13 protein-coding genes and 1 pseudogene are annotated in these 16,074 nt (G+C 62.5%); 7 read left to right on the top strand and 7 right to left on the bottom strand.

The genetic code is table 11. The features are described from left to right. Nucleotides 1–44: 44 nt before the first annotated feature. Nucleotides 45–368 (bottom strand): hypothetical protein, encoded by a 324-nt coding sequence (locus tag C265_RS15925; protein WP_010811839.1) that lies wholly within the window; start codon nucleotides 366–368, stop codon nucleotides 45–47. A gap of 114 nt (nucleotides 369–482) precedes the next feature. Here C265_RS15925 and C265_RS33080 point away from each other — a divergent pair. Then, nucleotides 483–1,410: pseudogene (locus C265_RS33080) on the top strand (LysR substrate-binding domain-containing protein). A gap of 12 nt (nucleotides 1,411–1,422) precedes the next feature. On the opposite strand, the gene C265_RS15915 reads toward C265_RS33080, so the two are convergent. Genes C265_RS15915 through hisN form a run of 6 tightly spaced genes read right to left on the bottom strand, consistent with a single transcriptional unit; the run spans nucleotide 1,423 to nucleotide 7,830 of the window. After that, on the bottom strand, nucleotides 1,423–1,800 hold the full coding sequence (locus tag C265_RS15915) for a carboxymuconolactone decarboxylase family protein (RefSeq protein WP_010811836.1): 378 nt from the start codon (nucleotides 1,798–1,800) through the stop codon (nucleotides 1,423–1,425). Between the two features lie 10 nt (nucleotides 1,801–1,810). Then, nucleotides 1,811–3,439 (bottom strand): GMC family oxidoreductase, encoded by a 1,629-nt coding sequence (locus C265_RS15910; RefSeq protein ID WP_010811835.1) that lies wholly within the window; start codon nucleotides 3,437–3,439, stop codon nucleotides 1,811–1,813. After that, entirely contained in the window at nucleotides 3,436–5,136 is a 1,701-nt protein-coding gene (locus tag C265_RS15905) for a thiamine pyrophosphate-binding protein (protein ID WP_010811834.1), read from the bottom strand. The genes C265_RS15910 and C265_RS15905 overlap by 4 nt, the downstream gene beginning before the upstream one ends. Before the next feature lie 17 nt (nucleotides 5,137–5,153). Continuing rightward, nucleotides 5,154–6,161, bottom strand: coding sequence for a tripartite tricarboxylate transporter substrate binding protein (locus tag C265_RS15900; protein WP_081050339.1), 1,008 nt, complete (start codon nucleotides 6,159–6,161; stop codon nucleotides 5,154–5,156). Nucleotides 6,162–6,215: 54 nt separating this feature from the next. Continuing rightward, nucleotides 6,216–7,004: a GntR family transcriptional regulator gene (locus C265_RS31005; RefSeq protein WP_143010744.1), complete on the bottom strand. Its 789-nt coding sequence runs from the start codon at nucleotides 7,002–7,004 to the stop codon at nucleotides 6,216–6,218. 34 nt (nucleotides 7,005–7,038) lie between these two features. Then, on the bottom strand, nucleotides 7,039–7,830 hold the full coding sequence (hisN, locus tag C265_RS15890) for a histidinol-phosphatase (RefSeq protein WP_010811831.1): 792 nt from the start codon (nucleotides 7,828–7,830) through the stop codon (nucleotides 7,039–7,041). A 120-nt stretch (nucleotides 7,831–7,950) separates the two neighbouring features. On the opposite strand from hisN, the gene hisD reads away from it, so the two are divergent. From hisD to C265_RS15860, 6 genes are all read left to right on the top strand, one after another. Then, entirely contained in the window at nucleotides 7,951–9,264 is a 1,314-nt protein-coding gene (hisD, locus tag C265_RS15885; RefSeq protein ID WP_010811830.1) for a histidinol dehydrogenase, read from the top strand. Nucleotides 9,265–9,450: 186 nt separating this feature from the next. Next, nucleotides 9,451–10,410: a LysR family transcriptional regulator gene (locus C265_RS15880; protein ID WP_010811829.1), complete on the top strand. Its 960-nt coding sequence runs from the start codon at nucleotides 9,451–9,453 to the stop codon at nucleotides 10,408–10,410. Between the two features lie 351 nt (nucleotides 10,411–10,761). Continuing rightward, complete coding sequence (locus C265_RS15875) at nucleotides 10,762–11,850, top strand: ABC transporter substrate-binding protein (RefSeq protein WP_037024414.1); 1,089 nt, start codon at nucleotides 10,762–10,764, stop codon at nucleotides 11,848–11,850. Nucleotides 11,851–11,891: 41 nt separating this feature from the next. Beyond that, nucleotides 11,892–13,058 carry an ABC transporter ATP-binding protein gene (locus C265_RS15870; protein WP_010811827.1) on the top strand — a complete coding sequence of 389 codons (1,167 nt, stop codon included), beginning with the start codon at nucleotides 11,892–11,894 and terminating at the stop codon, nucleotides 13,056–13,058. Continuing rightward, entirely contained in the window at nucleotides 13,051–14,820 is a 1,770-nt protein-coding gene (locus C265_RS15865) for an ABC transporter permease subunit (protein ID WP_010811826.1), read from the top strand. Before C265_RS15870 ends, C265_RS15865 begins: the two co-directional genes overlap by 8 nt. Next, complete coding sequence (locus C265_RS15860; protein WP_010811825.1) at nucleotides 14,817–16,073, top strand: FAD-binding oxidoreductase; 1,257 nt, start codon at nucleotides 14,817–14,819, stop codon at nucleotides 16,071–16,073. Before C265_RS15865 ends, C265_RS15860 begins: the two co-directional genes overlap by 4 nt. The last annotated feature ends 1 nt before the right edge of the window (nucleotide 16,074 follow it).

Raw genomic sequence — 16,074 nt, 5'->3', positions numbered from 1 at the left:
TGATGCCGCCCGGAACGGGCTTTAAATCCGTTCAAGGGCGCCGTTCAGAGGGCGCGCAGGCTGCCTTCCAGCCGGTAGAAGTCCAGCGACGGCGCGGTGAAGAACGAACGCGAAGTGCCGGCGGCAAAGTCGTCGAGGTGGACGACCGTGGCCCGGTCGGCTTCCTGCCATGAGATCGCATAGATCTCGCCGGCAACGTGCTGCCACGTGTAGGCGACTTCGCCCGTGGCACCGGCGAAATCGCCTTCGGTGATCTCGTAGCGCATGTGGATGCCGTCTTCGGCATAGGCGTTGATCGCGGTCAGCCCGGCGTAGCGGACGTCGAACGTCTTGCCGGCAAACGGTGGGCGATGGGTCGGTGCGTTCATGGACGGTTTCCTGCGAAGGCGTGAAATTAGGAAGCGATGGGCCATCAGTGTGCCCGCTTTACTATTGCCAAAAAAGTGGTCTATAAACCAAACTGTCTTGATTTCAGATCAACAATGAACATCACGCTCGACGAACCCCAGGCGTTTGCGACGGTGGTTGACACCGGCTCGATCACCGCCGCCGCGCAGCAGCTGGACCTGACCGTGTCGGCCACCAGCCGCACGCTCGCGCGGCTCAGGAAAAGCTGAAGACCACGCTGCTTCGCCGGACCACGCGCCGCCTCGAATTGACCGAGGAAGGCCGGGCATTCCTGCAGAACGCGCGGGCAATCATCGACTCGGTCGAAAGCGCCGAAGAACAGATGCTGGCGCGGCGCGAGAAGCCGTCTGGACGCCTGCGGGTCGACGCCGCGACGCCGTTCATGCTGCACGTGATCGTTGCCGCTCGTGCGCGGCTATCGCGAGCGCTATCGGCAGGTGGAACTGGAGATGAACAGCAATGAAGGCATCATCGACCTGCTCGAGCGGCGCACCGACGTGGCGATCCGGATCGACCGCCTGAAGGATTCGACGCTGCACAGCCGGCTGATCGGCAACAGCCGGGTGCGCATTCTCGCCACCCCCGCCTATCTCGACACACATGGCCAGCCGCGCAAGGCCGAGGACCTTGGCAGGCATGCCCCTGCTCGGCTTCAACCAGCCCGAGTCGCTGAACGTGTGACCGGTACTTGGCGCGGACGGCGAACCGTACCGGATCGCGCCGGCCCTGTGGTTGTCGAGCGGAGAGACGCTCAGGCAACTTGCGCTCGACGGGGCAGGCATCGTCTGCCTGTCGGATTTCATGACCGCGCAGGATCGCGAGTCCGGGCGCCTGGTGCAGGTCCTTGCGCGCCACACGCAGGACGTGCGGCAGCCGGTGCATGCGGTCTACTACCGCAACACGGCAATCTCGTCACGGATCGCGTCGTTCGTCGAGTATCTGATCGAGGTGCTCGGCAGCAGGAGCCCCGCGCGCGGGGCGGCGACGTGGACGGATCGGTGATATCGCGGAATCTCAGGACTGCCGCGCGGCTTCGATCTCCTCCATCAGGATCGGGATGGCCATATTGCAGGAGTGAATACCCATCACGGTGGTGAGTTGCAGCACCTCGAGAATTTCTTCCCGCGTGGCGCCATGCCGGATGGCATTGCGCATATGCCTGCGCGCGCCGGGGGCATACAAGTGGGTGGTCGCCGCGTTGATGGCGACCATGATCAGCTCCTTGACCTTCGGGGGCAGCGGGCCCTTGCGGTGCGGCACGCTGCGGAACGCCAGATAGGCTTCCATGAACTCAGGGTCAAGTTCGCGCATCTGGTCCCACAGGACGTTCCAGTCACCCCGCGCGATATGCTCCTCGCACAACGGGGTCGGAATACGCTCGGTTTCGGTCATGCCGCGTCTCCTACCAGTGATTTGCCTGGGCCAGCAACAGCTCCGACGCCCGCTCGCCGATCATCATGGCCGGCGCATTGGTATTGGATGAGGCGATCGTTGGCATCACCGAGGCGTCGGCGACACGCAGGCCCGCGATGCCATGCACGCGCAGCCGGGAATCGACCACGGAGCTGTCGGGCGTCCCCATGCGGCAGGTGCCGACCGTATGCCATGCGGTCTGCCCGATCTGCCTGGCGTAGTCGAGCAGTTCCTCGTCGCTCGTGACGGCCGGTCCGGGCCGGTTCTCCTCGATGACGATGTCGCGCATCGTCGGCTGATCGGCGACCTCGCGGATCAGGCGCAGCATGTTGACGGTGGTGCGCCGGTCCCGCTCGTCCGCGAAGTAGTTGGGCTGGATCGCCGGCGCCGCGGTCGGATCGGCCGACATGCAGTGGATGTTGCCGCGCGAGAACGGATACAGCATGAAGCCGCCCACGGAGAAGCCCGACCACCGGTCCATGCCGGCGATCTTGCTGCGGGAGTAACGGTCCGCGCCGCTGATGTGGTAGATGCGGATCATCACATCCGGATGCATCGCCTGCGGCGAGGACCGCGTGATGGCGTGCGCCGTGGAAGACGTTCCCGCAAGCAGTCCCTTGCGCTGCAGCAGGTACTTGAGTCCCGCGCGCATCTTGTGCCACGGGCTGTTCATCAGGTCATTGATGGTTTCCGGAATACGCGTCCGGTAGGTACAGCGGACCTGCAGATGGTCGGACATATTCTCGCCCACCGCTGGCAAATCGCACCGGACCGGAATGCCCAGCTTTTCCAGATGGGCGCGCTGGCCGATGCCCGACAACTCCAGGATCTGCGGCGACTGGATCGCGCCCGCGCTCACGACTACCTCGCAGCGCGCATTGGTTACGTGGCGGCGGCCTTGCCAGGTGTACTCGACCCCGGTGCAACGCCCGCCTTCGACGATCACGCGGCTGACTACCGCGTGCGTACGGATCACGAGGTTGCTGCGCCGCTGCGCGTCCTTCAGGTAACCCACGGCGGCACTCCAGCGGCGGCCGTTGTAGGCGGTCTGCTCAAGATAGCGCACGCCTTCGTAGCTGACCGCGTTGTAGTCCAGCGTCTCGCGGATGCCCTGGCTCTTACAGGCGGCGATCCATGCATCGGAGATCTGGTCGGGCTCGCGCACGGCGCGGTCCGTGATGCGGATCGGCCCGTCCCTGCCCCGCAGCGGATTGGCGCTGTACTCGGTCGACTCGAGCTTTCTGAAGTACGGCAGCACGTCGCTGGCGCTCCAGCCGGTGACGCCCTGGCTGGCCCAGCTGTCGTACTCGGCCGGATCGCCCCAGACGTAGGCCATGCCATTCAGTGCGCTGGAACCGCCCAAAACCTTGCCGCGCGGCCAGTAGATGTTCTGGCCTTGCATGTACTGCTGCGGCTCGGTCTGGAAGCGCCATGCGTAGGTGTCGTTCGTCAGCAGTTTGCCCACCCCCAGCGGGATATGGATCCACACATGGTTGTCCTTGCCGCCGCCCTCCAGCAGCAGCACGCGGTGCTTGCCGCTTTCCGTCAGCCGCGCGGCGACCACGCAGCCGGCCGAGCCGGCCCCGACCACGATGAAATCGAAATCCTCGCGGCTCATTTCGCACCCGTAGCACGATGCTTGAAGGAATCGCGCCGGAAGCTGTAGAGCGCGTTCGGATCGACCTGCACGTCGACGATGGCGGGCTGGCCGCAGGCGACGGCATCCGCGACGGTTCGCGCCAGGTCCGCGGCGCGGTCGACGCGGAATCCTTTCGCCCCCCAAAGCTCGGCCAGTTTGTCATACGGCGGGTTGGGCACGTCCGCGCCAAGGTAACGTTTGCCGAAGAAGTCGCGCTGATAAGCCTTTTCCGCGCCCCAGCAGCCGTTGTTCATGACGATGCAGACCGTGTTGATGCCGTTCGCCACGGCCGTGCCGATCTCGCTGCTGGTCATGCCAAAGCCGCCGTCGCCCATCAGGCTGACCACCGTGCGGCCCGGGTGAGCGAGCTTCACGCCGAGGCCGCATGCATATGAGAATCCCACCAGTCCGAAGTCGAGCGGCGTGAACAGCGCGGGTGGCTGGAAATAGTTGAGCTGGTCGGTAGCCTGCAGGCACAGGGTGCCCGCGTCCATCGTGAACATGGCGTCCTGTGGCAGCACATCGCGCAAGGTCTTGAACAGAAAGCCGGGCTGCAGCGGATCCTGCGCGGTGCCGGCTTCGATGTCGCGTGTTTCCAGCAACGCGCGGCGGCGCTCGGCAAACCCGGTCGTCCAGGCCGCAACGTCGGCGCCCGGCTGGTGACCTCGCAGGGCGTTTGCAATGTCGTCGGCTGCCGTGCCGGCATCGCCGAGGATTCCCTCCTCCACGGGGAAGAAACGGCCAATCGCGGTCGGCTCGACCTCGACCTGGATAATGGCGGCCGCCGCGTTGATATTCTCCGCTGAATAGAACGTCGTGTTGAATCCCAGGCGCGTGCCGAGCGCCAGGATGACATCAGCCTGGCGCGCGAGATCGGACGCGACCACGTTGCCGCGCGGGCCCATCTGGCCTGCATAGAGCGGATGCGAACACGGGATGGCATCGCCATGACCCGGCGACATAGCTACGGGAGCATTCAGCAATTCGGCCAGCTTGAGCACGCTCGCGGCGTGGCGGCCATTCTTGACGCCGCCACCGGCAACGATCAACGGCTTTTTGGCCCCGCGCAGCCATTGTGCGGCACGCTCCGTCACGCCCCTCGGCGCACCGAAGGCGCCGTCAAACTGGCGGCCATCCGGCGCATAGGCAGTGGCGCCAGACTCGATGGTTTCGGCCAACAGGTCGCGCGGCAGGTTCAGCAGCACCGGACCCCGGCGCGGGCTCAGGGCCGTGCGGAAGGCCTCGCGCATCATCTCGGCAATGCGCGAGGACTGCGTCAGGGTCCAGGTCTTCTTGGTCACCGGGCGGAACAGCGCCTGCTGGTCCACCTCCTGAAAAGCATCGCGGTAGATGTGGGCGGAAGACAGCGAACCGGCAAGCGCCACCACGGGTGAATAAGCGGCGTACGCCTGCGCCAGGCCAGTCACCAGATTGGTGGCACCGGGGCCATTCTGGCCAGCGAGGAATACGCCGGCCTGTCCGGACGCGCGGGCAAAGCCGTCCGCCATATGCACGCCGGTCTTTTCATCGCGCACTCCGATGAAGCGAATCGAATCGGCATCGTATAGCGCGTCGAAGATCTCCATGCCGGCGGAGCCGATCAAGCCGAATACATGCGAGGTGCCTTCGATCCGGAGGGATTCGACAACGGCCTGGCCGCCAGTGATTGCGCTCATGTAAAGGGTCTCCTTGTTTATTCAACCTTGGCGCCGCTCGATTTGACGATGCGGTCCATTTTCTTGATATCCGCCTTGATGAAGCGGTCGAAATCGGCAAGCGTGAGCTGCTGCGTGACCAGGCCCTGCGAGAGGAGCTTTTCACGGACGTCGGGAAGGTCGGACACCGCCCGCATTTCGCCGGCAAGCATTTCCATCACCGGCTTCGGCGCTTTCGACGACATGACCAGCGCGTACCAGATGCTGTAGTCGAACCTGGCAATGCCGAGCTCCTGCACCGTCGGCACGTCCGGCAGCATCGGCGAGCGCTCGGAGCTGGTCACGGCAAGCGCGCGCAGCTGGCCCGAACGCGTGAACGGTAGCGCGAGCGCGACCGGCGGGAAGGCGGCGTCGAGCCGGCCGCCGACCACTTCCGCGACGGCTTCCTGCACGCCCTTGTAGGGGACATGCAGCATCTTGATGCCGGCTTCCTGGTTGAAATATTCCCCAGCCAGATGCGTGGCCGCACCGACCCCGGCGGAGCCGTAGCTCATGCTCTCCGGCTTGCGCTTGGCCATGGCAATGAACTGCGGCAAGGTCTTGGCCGGGTGGTTGGCATTGACGACGATCACCGAGGGTGACGAGGCGAGCAAGGCAAGGCCTGAGAAATCGTGCAGCGTGTCGTATGGCAGGTTGTTCTGCAGCGCCGGATTGACCGCATGCGCCGATGAGACGAACAGGATCGAAGACCCGTCCGCAGGCGCCTTCAACACCATTTGGGACGCCACCACACCGCCCGCTCCGGGGCGGTTCTCCACCAGGACAGGCTGGCCGAGCCTGGGCGTCAGCTTTTCGGCATAGATGCGGGCAATGATGTCGGTCAGTGCGCCGGCAGAAAAAGGCACGATGATCCGGACAGGCTTGGCGGGCAGCAGCTTGGTGTCAGGCTGCGCCGCCGCGATGGTTGCGCCGAGCGCGCAGAGCAGCGCGACCGCAACAGCTCGGGTTCGCTGAAGCATCATGGACGTTGTCTCCGGTGTTGTCATTTAAAATGTCGACATTTGAACTTTAGCAAACGCGCATCGCGTGCGCAAGGAAGATCAGGACGCTGTCACTGTGACTGGAGACGCCGCCGGCGAAGGACTGGATTCGAGCCTGGCGAACTCTGCCATCGCCGCGTCGCGGTTTTCCAGCGCCAGCTTGCGGTGTGCCGCACCGGCGGCCTCGCCGTCTCCGGCAATGATGGCGTCGACAATCTGCCGCCACATCGCCATCGACGCGGCGCGCCGCTCGGGCGTCGTCAGTCCCATGCGGATATAGCGGCCGATGCGCTGGGCGAAGTCGGCGACATATGCCGCCAGCACCACATTACCGGACATGTCCATGATGTAGGCCACCAGTTCACCACTCAGCGTGGCATAGCGGGACAGGTCATCGATGACCGCTGCCAATTGGTCAAGCGACCTGTGCAGCACAGGAATGTGCTCGGGCGTGCAGCGCCCGGCGGCAAGCGCCGAGCCCGTGGCCAGCAGCGAGGCGCGCACTTCATACAGATCGTTCAGTTCCTGTGCCGACAACTGAGTGACGTGCGCGCCCCGTTGCGGCTGGATCTTCACCAGTCCCCGCTGCTCCAGCAGGCGCAGCGCCTCGCGAATCGTTGCCCGGCTGACGCCGAATGCCTCGGCCAGCTCGACTTCACGCAGCCGCGTGCCTGGCGAGAAACTGCCAGTCATGATCGATTGCACCAATTGCTCCGCGATCTGCAGCGGCAAGGTCTGCAGCAGTTGCGGCTCGAATTTGGTTTGCATAGCCCCGATGATCAAATGTCGAATGTCGACATTGTCGCAGGAATTGCCGCGTTCAGGCGCGTTCGTTCCGCTCCATGACACTGGGCTTCACACCTGTACACCTGGCGTCGGATGGTCAATCAGCGTGCTTCAGCAGCGCCAGCGCCTGCTCATGCAGTGCAGGGGTCGACGCCGCCACAATACGGCCCGAAAAATCCATGTCGATTGGATGCCCGTCCCAGTCGGTCACAACGCCGCCCGCGTTTTCTATCACGGGCACAAGCGCCATCACGTCGTAAGTCTTTAGACTGGCTTCAACCACCAGGTCGCAATGCCCCGATGCGAGCAGCCCGTACGCATAGCAATCCGTACCAAATCTGCGCATGCCGACCTTGCGACTGAGCGCAGCGAACGCTTCCGCATCCGGGCCGGAAAACATGTCCGGCGATGTGGCAAAGAGTCGAGCCTCTCCTATCGACGTGCATGAACTCACGCGCGCTTCAGTTCCGTTCAGCGTGGTTCGCCCGGAATGTCCGATCCAGCGCTCGCCGAGCGCAGGCATTTCCAGGACGCCCAGAACCGGCTTGCCGTGATTGAGAAGGGCAATCAGGGAACCGAACAGCGGCACACCGCAGACGAAGCTCTTGGTGCCGTCAATGGGATCGATTACCCAGCTCAGCCCCGCTTCAATCGAGCCGCCATGCTCCTCGCCGAATACGCCGTGCCCTGGGTAGCGGCTTGCGATCATGGATCGCAATTCCGACTCAATCTCCCTGTCGGCCTGGGTGACGGGGCTGGCGTCCGATTTGGTCGAGACTGCCACGCCAGATCGAAAGTAGTGTCTTGCCTTTGACCGCGCGGCGTTAGCCAGCTCCTCAGCCAATGCAATCAGCTCTTGAAGCGAATCAGTGTCCACCTTTTCACCCATAAGATTAGGTTATGAAAAGCATAATATCATCAGTGATTGTCTAATGCTGCGGTGAATTCTATGCTCCGACGCACTGCTCGACGCATGTCGCGAAAGCCGGGCAACAAGGAGATCGTCAACATGGAATACCACCTCAAATCCCCTGCCATCCAATATGGTGCCGCCGAGACCTCGTCGCCGCAGGTACGGCAAGTCGTGGAAGACGCGCTGCGCGGCATTCGGAGCCGCGGCGACGCGGCAGTGCGCGATCTGTCCGTGAAATTCGATAAGTGGGACCCGGCGTCGTTTCGTCTGACGCCCGAGCAGATTGAAGCTGCCATCGCCCAACTGCCAGCGCAAACCCTGGCCGATATTCGCCAGGCCCAGGCCAACGTGCAGCGCTTCGCCCAACTCCAGCGCGCGTCCATCACGGATTTCGAATCCGAGGTCCAGCCTGGCATCGTGCTCGGACAGAAAAACATCCCAATCAACTCGGTCGGGGCGTATATCCCCGGCGGGCGCTATCCGCTGCTGGCGTCGGCACACATGATTATCACGACGGCCAAAGTTGCGGGGGTCAAGCGCGTCATCGCCTGCACGCCGCCGAATCGCGGTGAAATTCCTTATGCCTCCGTGGCCGCCGCACATTACGCCGGTGCCGATGAAATCTATCTGTTGGGCGGGGTGCAAGCCGTTGGCGCCATGGCCATTGGTACGGAAACGATGCAGCGCGTCGACATGCTCGCAGGCCCGGGCAACGCCTACGTGGCGGAAGCGAAACGCCAGCTTTTCGGTGAAGTCGGAATCGATTTGTTCGCGGGCCCCACCGAGGTGCTCATCATCGCGGACGAATCCGCGGATCCGTTCATCGTCGCCACGGATCTGATCAGCCAGGCCGAGCACGGTCCCGATTCACCGGCAGTGCTGGTCACGACGTCGCGGGCTTTGGGCGAGGTCGTACTCAAGGAAATGGATGCCCAGATGTCAAACCTGGTGACGCGAGAGGTGGCCCAGGCCGCATGGCGCGATTTCGGTGAGATCATCATTACGGACACCATCGAAGAGGCCTTTGCCGTATCCGATCGCTACGGCAGCGAGCACGTCCAGGTGCTGACCAGGACCCCCCGGTACGCGCTCGAAAAGCTGACAACCTATGGCGCTCTGTTCATGGGGGAGAATACCTGCGTGTCCTTCGGCGACAAGGTCATCGGTACCAATCACGTTCTGCCGACCCGCCTCGCCAGCCGTTACACCGGCGGGCTTTGGGTGGGGAAGTTCCTGAAGACAGTGACGTACCAGGAAATCGCTTCGCTGGAAGCAAGCGCCGCAATGGGGGAGCTGTGCGCGCGCGCATCACGTGCCGAGAATTTCGAAGGGCATGCGCGATCGGGGGACGTGCGTGTTGCCCGTGCCAAAGGCACCAGGCCTGACTGGGCGGTGAAAACCGGCGCGTGAGAAGCGCGATCTCAATCGGCAGAAGTTCGACCCTTCACTGACAAGCTCCGAGCATTGCCCGCCATTGGCAGGGCAATGCTTGCTTCCTTTCGGCGGTCCCGGCTTCTCAAGCTGGCTCTCACGCAACGGCGCCGCGCCGCGCGTGAGACAATGTGCAAATCCTTGTACCTTCCATAAGGTTTACTTGTGACACTTGTGCAGCTTGAGGCATTTATCCGGGCCGCTCGCCTTGGCACGTTCAGTGCCGCGGCCGCTGAAATGGGCATCAGCCAGCCTGGCGTTTCCGACCTGGTGGGGCGTCTGGAGGCTGAGCTCAGTACGAAACTCTTCTATCGCGCAAACAAGCAACTCGTGCTTACCGTGGCGGGGGAGCAGCTTCTGCCATTTGCGGAGCAATCCACGGTGTCAGCCGAGCAAGGTGAACGAGCCGTCAAAGCTATGATGTCGCTCGGCGGGGGAACCGCGACCTTCGGGTTGTTGCGCAATGCGGACTTCTATCTCAGTACCAACCTGGCAAAGCAGTTCCACGCCCTTTATCCAAATGTACGCATCCGGCTGATCGGCCAGAACAGCGCGGAGACGGCCACTGATGTGGCCTCAGGTTACCTGGAGGCAGGTCTTGTCACGCTCCCGGTCGACGATACCGATCTGGATGTCGTGCCCCTCGTTCGCGACGAAGTCTGCTTCGTGAGTGCAGATACGGAACACTGCGCAAAACCCGTTTCGATCCAGGATCTGAGCGAAGCCCGGCTCGTCTTCTATGACGCGCACTATGCCGACACCGACCCCGCCAGGCGCCAGATCATCGACCGTGCAAGGGTCGCTGGCATTCGCATCTCGCCGATGATCGAGGTGGAATACCTGACGTCCGCCCTGGCGCTTGTCAGCGAGGGGATCGGAGACACGATTGCCTGCCGTGCCGCCATCGCAAGCGATCGCTTTCCGCCATCGCTGTTCCACGTCTCTTTCAAAGAACCCCTTTACGATACGCTCGCGCTGGTCAAGCGCAGAGGTCAATTGCTGTCTCCGGCGACGCGCGAGATGGCGCGACTGGCACACGACGCGCTGATGGCTTATCAGCGTTCCGCAAAAGGCACCGCGGAAATCCTGCCCACCGCGTCGGCGACGGACTCCTTTTTCTTCTGACTTTCTTCCCTCTCATGGACAGGACAGCCTGCATCGCAGGCTGTCCTGAATACCGTCGATCCGAACGCTTCGGCGGCACGCTTTTTCGCCCCTCCCTTTCCTCCTCATCGCCATAGTCGCCCTGGCCCTGTTTGCAGAGCGCTACAGCTGTTCCCATCGTCAATCCATGACCTCGTGCACCGACAAGTGCGTGCGCAGGCATTTGTGCAAAGCGCGAATCACAGGAATAGCACTGCTCACGGGTAAACGCTCATAAGAAGATCTTTGACTTCGATTTCTGACATGTCTACGATGCCTGTGACATGTCAGTAACCGTTGTCATGAATAACAGCAGAGCCTACGGAGTCGTTCATGGTCACCCCTACCCAAAACCCTGAAGTCAGTACGCCGCGCCGTCGTGTACTGCGGCAACTTGCCATGGCTGGCACCGCCAGCCTGGCATTCCCTTTCATCAACAAAGGTGCGCTTGCTGCCGACAAGCGGATCGTAGTCCGTGATCCGGGCGGCCCCTACTCGGAAGCCTTTGCGGAGGCGTTCTATCGCCCGTTCAAGGCAGCGACTGGCATCGAAGTGGTTCCGGTGGTTGCGCAATCGGATCCCACCGCGATGATCAAGGGAATGGTTGAGGCAAAGAACTTTGCCTGGGACATGGCGTTGCTGAATCGCCAGTCTCAGGAAGTCCTGACGGATCCTTCCACGGGCGTGTTCCTGGAAGAGGTTCGCGTCAATGCCCCGGAGATTCCGGCCAGGTACAACAGCCCGTACATGATCGCCACGCTGGTTCTGCAGACGGTGCTTGCGGTCCGCACCGATAAGTTCAAGGACCGGCCGCTGCCGAATTCCTGGGCTGACTTCTGGGACATCAAGAATTTCCCTGGCCGCCGCGCGTTGCGTCGCGCGCCGCAAGACACGCTCGAAGAAGCTTTCCTCGGCGGTGGCGGGGCGGCCGCTTCCCTGTATCCGATTGATGCGAAGGCTGCATTCGCCAGCCTTGACCGGATCAAGAAGAACGTCAACGTCTGGTGGACCAGTGGCGCCCAGACTTCCCAGATCCTGAAGAGCGGTGAGGTGGACATTTGCCCCACCTGGAATGCCCGGGCACAGGCGGCCATCGATGAAGGGGCGCCGGTGAAGATCATCTGGAATCAGGGTCTCTGGAGCACGGAAGGATTCTGCATTCTGAAAGGCACGCCAAAGGCCGACATCTGCCGCGAGTTCATCAAGTTCACGTGCGATGCAAAGCGCCAGGCAACGTACACGAAGATTCTGACTTACGGTCCCTCCAATCCGGACGCGTACAAGTTTATCGATCCGGTCCGGGCGAAAGCGCTGCCCACCCATCCCGACAACATTTCCAGGGCCATCCAGATCGACGCGAAATACTGGGGCAAGAGCAAGGACAAGCTGACGGAATCGTTCAATACCTGGTTGCTGGCCTGAGCAGAAGACGGTGGAAGGAAATGGAAGTCATGAATAGAAATATGCTTGAGCATCGTTCCGCAGTCGGCGGCATAGCGCGCGTGGCACGGATGAGCGAGCCGGTCATCCAAGGCGGCCAGAGCAGTGAAAAGCTCCGGATCGCCGGCCTGTCCAAGCGCTATGGCGAGACGTTCGCCCTGACCGCCACTGACCTGGTTGTGCAGCAAGGCGAATTCGTCACGCTGCTTGGCCCGTCGGGTTCGGGAAAAACGACGCTGCTGATGATGATTGCGGGGCTGACCCAGCCAACGAGCGGCGAAATCTGGATCGAGAAGAAGGACGCTACCTTCTCGCCGCCTCATCGCCGTGACATCGGCATGATGTTCCAGAGTTACGCGCTGTTCCCGCATATGACCGTGGCGGAGAACATCGGCTTTCCCCTGCGCATGCGCGGCATGAGTGCGGAGCAGATCCGGCAGGAAGTCGACGCCATCCTCGACCTGATCAAGCTTCCCGGCATCCATGGCCGCTTTCCGACCCAGCTCTCCGGTGGCCAGCAGCAACGAGTTGCGCTGGCGCGGGCGATTGTCCACAAGCCGTCGATCGTGCTGATGGATGAACCGCTGGCCGCGCTCGACAAAGCCCTGCGCTCCCATATGCAGACCGAGATTCGTCAACTGCAGAAGGCGCTGGGTATCACCGTTCTTTACGTCACCCATGACCAGGAAGAGGCGATGACGATGTCGGATCGCATCTGCCTGATGAACAATGCGGCGATCGAGCAAATCGGCTCGCCGGAAGACCTTTATTTCTCCCCGCGCACATTGTTTGCCGGCCAATTCCTGGGGGATTCGAATTGCGTCCGCGGCAAGCTCTCTGGCATCGACGCGGCCTCTGGCACGGGGACGCTGAGCCTCCCCTGCGGTATGACGCTTCGCGGGCGCGTCGCGGACTCTGCAAAGGTTGGCGCCTCGGCAGTTCTACTGGTCCGACCCGAATCCATCCGGGTCGGCGCTGACAAGGCCGATGCCAATGTCAACCAGATCTCGTGTGCCATTGAGGAATGCACGGTGATGGGTTCGCTTTCCCGCACGCGCATGAAGCTGGACGACGGTTCGACGATGGTTTCGGTTGGCCTGACCCAAGCCACAAAGCCGATAACGGGGGGCAGGAGCCAGATTGCATTCGACGCGCCAACCGCCATCATCTTCGGAGAGAAGCATGTCTAGCGCGGCCACCTTCCGTGGGCGCTGGACCGGCCCGGCCCTGGTCGCCCCCACACTGATCTTCCTGCTGGCTACGGTCTTCGTTCCCGTTGTGCTTTTGCTGAGCGCGTCATTGCTTGGCAATGACGGCTTCTCGTCCACCTCGTTCACGCGGCTGGTGCGCACGCCTGTCTACACCCAGGTGCTCATCCAGAGTCTCTATCTGTCGGCCGCCGCGGCAACCATTGCCGTTATCGCCGGCTTCCCCGTGGCCGCGGCCATCACGCGGGCGACACCCGGCTGGCGTCAATGGCTTTGGCTTGGCGTACTGCTCCCGTTCTGGACGAGCTTTCTGGTTCGCACCATTGCCTGGATCGTGATTCTTGGCCGGACCGGCGTGGTGAACAGCTCCCTCGTAAACATGGGGGTGATCAGCGAACCGATGGAGCTTCTGTATACAAACTTCAGCGTCGTCGTTGGCCTGGTTCACGTATTGCTGCCTCTCGCCATCCTGACCATGCTGCCGGTGTTCGAATCCATCGACAGACGGCTCCTTTCAGCCGCGCACACGCTCGGCGCGCAGCCAGGGGTGACATTCTTCACGGTCTACTTGCCGTTGAGCGCCCCCGGGGTGACTGCCGCATGGCTCTCGACCTTCATTTCCGCACTGGGTTTCTTTATTACACCGGCGCTGCTTGGCTCCCCCAAACAAACCATGATGGCCCAGCTCATCATCCAGCAAGTGCAGGAAATGCTCGATTGGGGCCTGGCAGCTGCACTAGCCGTCGTTACATTGCTGGCAACGCTCATCATCTACTGGCTCTATGACAAACTGGTAGGCCTGTCGACAATGACGGGCGACACATCGAATACCAAGGCCGGCAACCGCTCTGGCACGGGGTTCATTCGCAATGCCGCCTTCAGCGCATGCTGGGTTGCGGGCAAGGCCGTAGACCGGTTCATCGGACCCGCCGTCTCGCGTCGCCCGAAGGCCGATGGGGCGCAGGGCATCTCCAGGCCAATCGCGGTCGGCATCATCGTTGCCCTGAGCCTTCCGGTGCTGCTGTTGATTCCAGAGTCCTTCACCACGAGCGCCTTCATCGACTGGCCGCCCCAAGGATTCACGCTTCACTGGTACGAGGAGATCTTCGCGTCGCCGCTCTGGACCTCGGCAATCCAGCGCTCCCTGGGAGTCGCCGTGGGCACGGCGATTCTGGCAAGCGTCATCGGCATTCCGGCGGCGTTCGCCTTTGCCCAACAGAAGCTTCCGCTGCGCTCGCTGGTTCTCGGTGCAATCCTGGCGCCGATGATCCTGCCTCGCATCATCGTTGCCCTGGGCCTTTTCTACGTGCTTTCCCGTATCGGCTGGCTGGGCTCGTCGCTTGCCCTGGTTATCGGGCACACGGCACTGGCGGTTCCGTATGTGGTCATCACGGTATCGGCGGCACTGCGTTCCTATGACCGCCGGCTGGATGCGGCGGCCAGTATCTCCGGTGCCAATACGCTAACAAGGCTCCGGCTGATTACCCTTCCCATTATTGCGCCGGGAATCCTGTCCGCATTCATCTTTGCATTCGTCACCTCGTTTGACGACCTGACCCTGGCGCTGTTTGTCAGTGGCGGGATGTTTACGACGCTGCCGAAGCAGATGTGGGACGACGCCCTCCTGAAGGTCAGCCCGACCCTGGCGGCGGTATCCGTCCTGCTCTTTGCCGCCATCCTGATGGTGATGGCGATCTCCTACCTCCTTCGCCGCAAGTCGGCCAAACTCGCGAGCGCAGCATGACGAGCGATCCTGTACAAGACGACGTGGTCGTCATCGGCGCGGGCATCATCGGCGCAACCGCTGCCTACAACCTGGTTCAGCAAGGTCGGCGCGTGACCATCATTGACCGGCAGGCGCCTGGATATGGCTGCTCGTTCGGCAATGCCGGCGGACTGAGCCCGGGCATCAGCTTCCCGCTCGCCATGCCGGGCATCTACCGGCACATTCCGGAGTGGCTGGTGAATCCCGCGAGTCCGGTGACGGTATTGTGGAAGCACCTGCCGGCTGCGCTGCCCTGGCTGTTGAAGTTCCTGCACGAGGCAACCCCCGCCAGGTCACGCGTTGCAGCCGAAGGCGTGCGCAAGATGATGCGAAACTCCCTCGACGACTATGCGCCGATCATCGCGTTCGCCGGCGCGGAAGACCTGGTCCACCACGTGGGTCAGCTCTATCTTTACAGCACCGACGAGGGCTTTCAGGATGAGCAGCGTGCGCTGCGCACCCGGACCGAGCTCGGGATCGAACAGCGCGTCCTGAGCGCTCGGGAACTGAGGGAGTATGAGCCAGCCCTGTCGGACATCTTCAGGCATGCTATCTACTTCCCAGGCCACGGCCACTGCTCCAATCCACAGCAGTTCGTGGAGCGCATCGTCAGGGCATGCGTCAACAAGGGGGGCGCCCGGCTTGTCCAGCAAGATGTGATTGACCTCCGGCCAGGCAGCCATGGCGTTCGCGTACGCACCAGCGGCGGCGAACGTCTCGCCGGACAGGTTGTGATTGCGGCCGGCATCCATTCCAAGTCTCTGGTCCAGCCGCTCGGCTGGCGGGTTCCCCTGGAAAGTCACCGCGGATATCACCTGCAAGTGAGTGACACCGGCGTAGGTGTCTCGCGCAACGTCATGTGGGCAGAGCGGAAGACGCTCGTGACACCGATCAATGACGGCTTGCGTGTTGCCGGAACGGCCGAGATTGGCGGATTGCATGCCGCGCCGACCCGGAGCCGCTTTGATCAGCTCCTGGCGACGCTGCGGGAGGTTTACCCGGATGCCAGGACCGAGGATCGGAAGGAATGGATGGGCCACCGGCCTTGCACCCCTGATTCGCTCCCCGTCCTTGGCCCGCTGCCAGGCAACGAACGTATTATCTGTGCCTTTGGCCATGGCCACATCGGATTGACTGCCGCGTCGTTCACGGGGCGCGCGGTTGCACTCGCGGCGGCAAACAGCGTCATCAGTGAAACGTGGCGCGAGTTTTCCATCTCGCGCTTTGCGTAAG

Origin of the sequence: Cupriavidus sp. GA3-3, from assembly GCF_000389805.1 — a bacterium.
Lineage (GTDB): Bacteria > Pseudomonadota > Gammaproteobacteria > Burkholderiales > Burkholderiaceae > Cupriavidus > Cupriavidus necator_D.
The sequence above is the reverse complement of the archived record's forward strand: the minus strand, read 5'-3'. Positions and strand labels throughout refer to the sequence as shown.

Coding starts and splice junctions, on each gene's coding strand:
- C265_RS15870 (WP_010811827.1), top strand. CDS start 11,892: ATGCTTGAGCATCGTTCCGCAGTCGGCGGCATAGCGCGCGTGGCACGG.
- C265_RS15925 (WP_010811839.1), bottom strand. CDS start 368: ATGAACGCACCGACCCATCGCCCACCGTTTGCCGGCAAGACGTTCGAC.
- C265_RS15915 (WP_010811836.1), bottom strand. CDS start 1,800: ATGACCGAAACCGAGCGTATTCCGACCCCGTTGTGCGAGGAGCATATC.
- hisN (WP_010811831.1), bottom strand. CDS start 7,830: ATGGGTGAAAAGGTGGACACTGATTCGCTTCAAGAGCTGATTGCATTG.
- C265_RS15865 (WP_010811826.1), top strand. CDS start 13,051: ATGTCTAGCGCGGCCACCTTCCGTGGGCGCTGGACCGGCCCGGCCCTG.
- C265_RS15905 (WP_010811834.1), bottom strand. CDS start 5,136: ATGAGCGCAATCACTGGCGGCCAGGCCGTTGTCGAATCCCTCCGGATC.
- C265_RS15900 (WP_081050339.1), bottom strand. CDS start 6,161: ATGACAACACCGGAGACAACGTCCATGATGCTTCAGCGAACCCGAGCT.
- C265_RS15910 (WP_010811835.1), bottom strand. CDS start 3,439: ATGAGCCGCGAGGATTTCGATTTCATCGTGGTCGGGGCCGGCTCGGCC.
- hisD (WP_010811830.1), top strand. CDS start 7,951: ATGGAATACCACCTCAAATCCCCTGCCATCCAATATGGTGCCGCCGAG.
- C265_RS15875 (WP_037024414.1), top strand. CDS start 10,762: ATGGTCACCCCTACCCAAAACCCTGAAGTCAGTACGCCGCGCCGTCGT.
- C265_RS15860 (WP_010811825.1), top strand. CDS start 14,817: ATGACGAGCGATCCTGTACAAGACGACGTGGTCGTCATCGGCGCGGGC.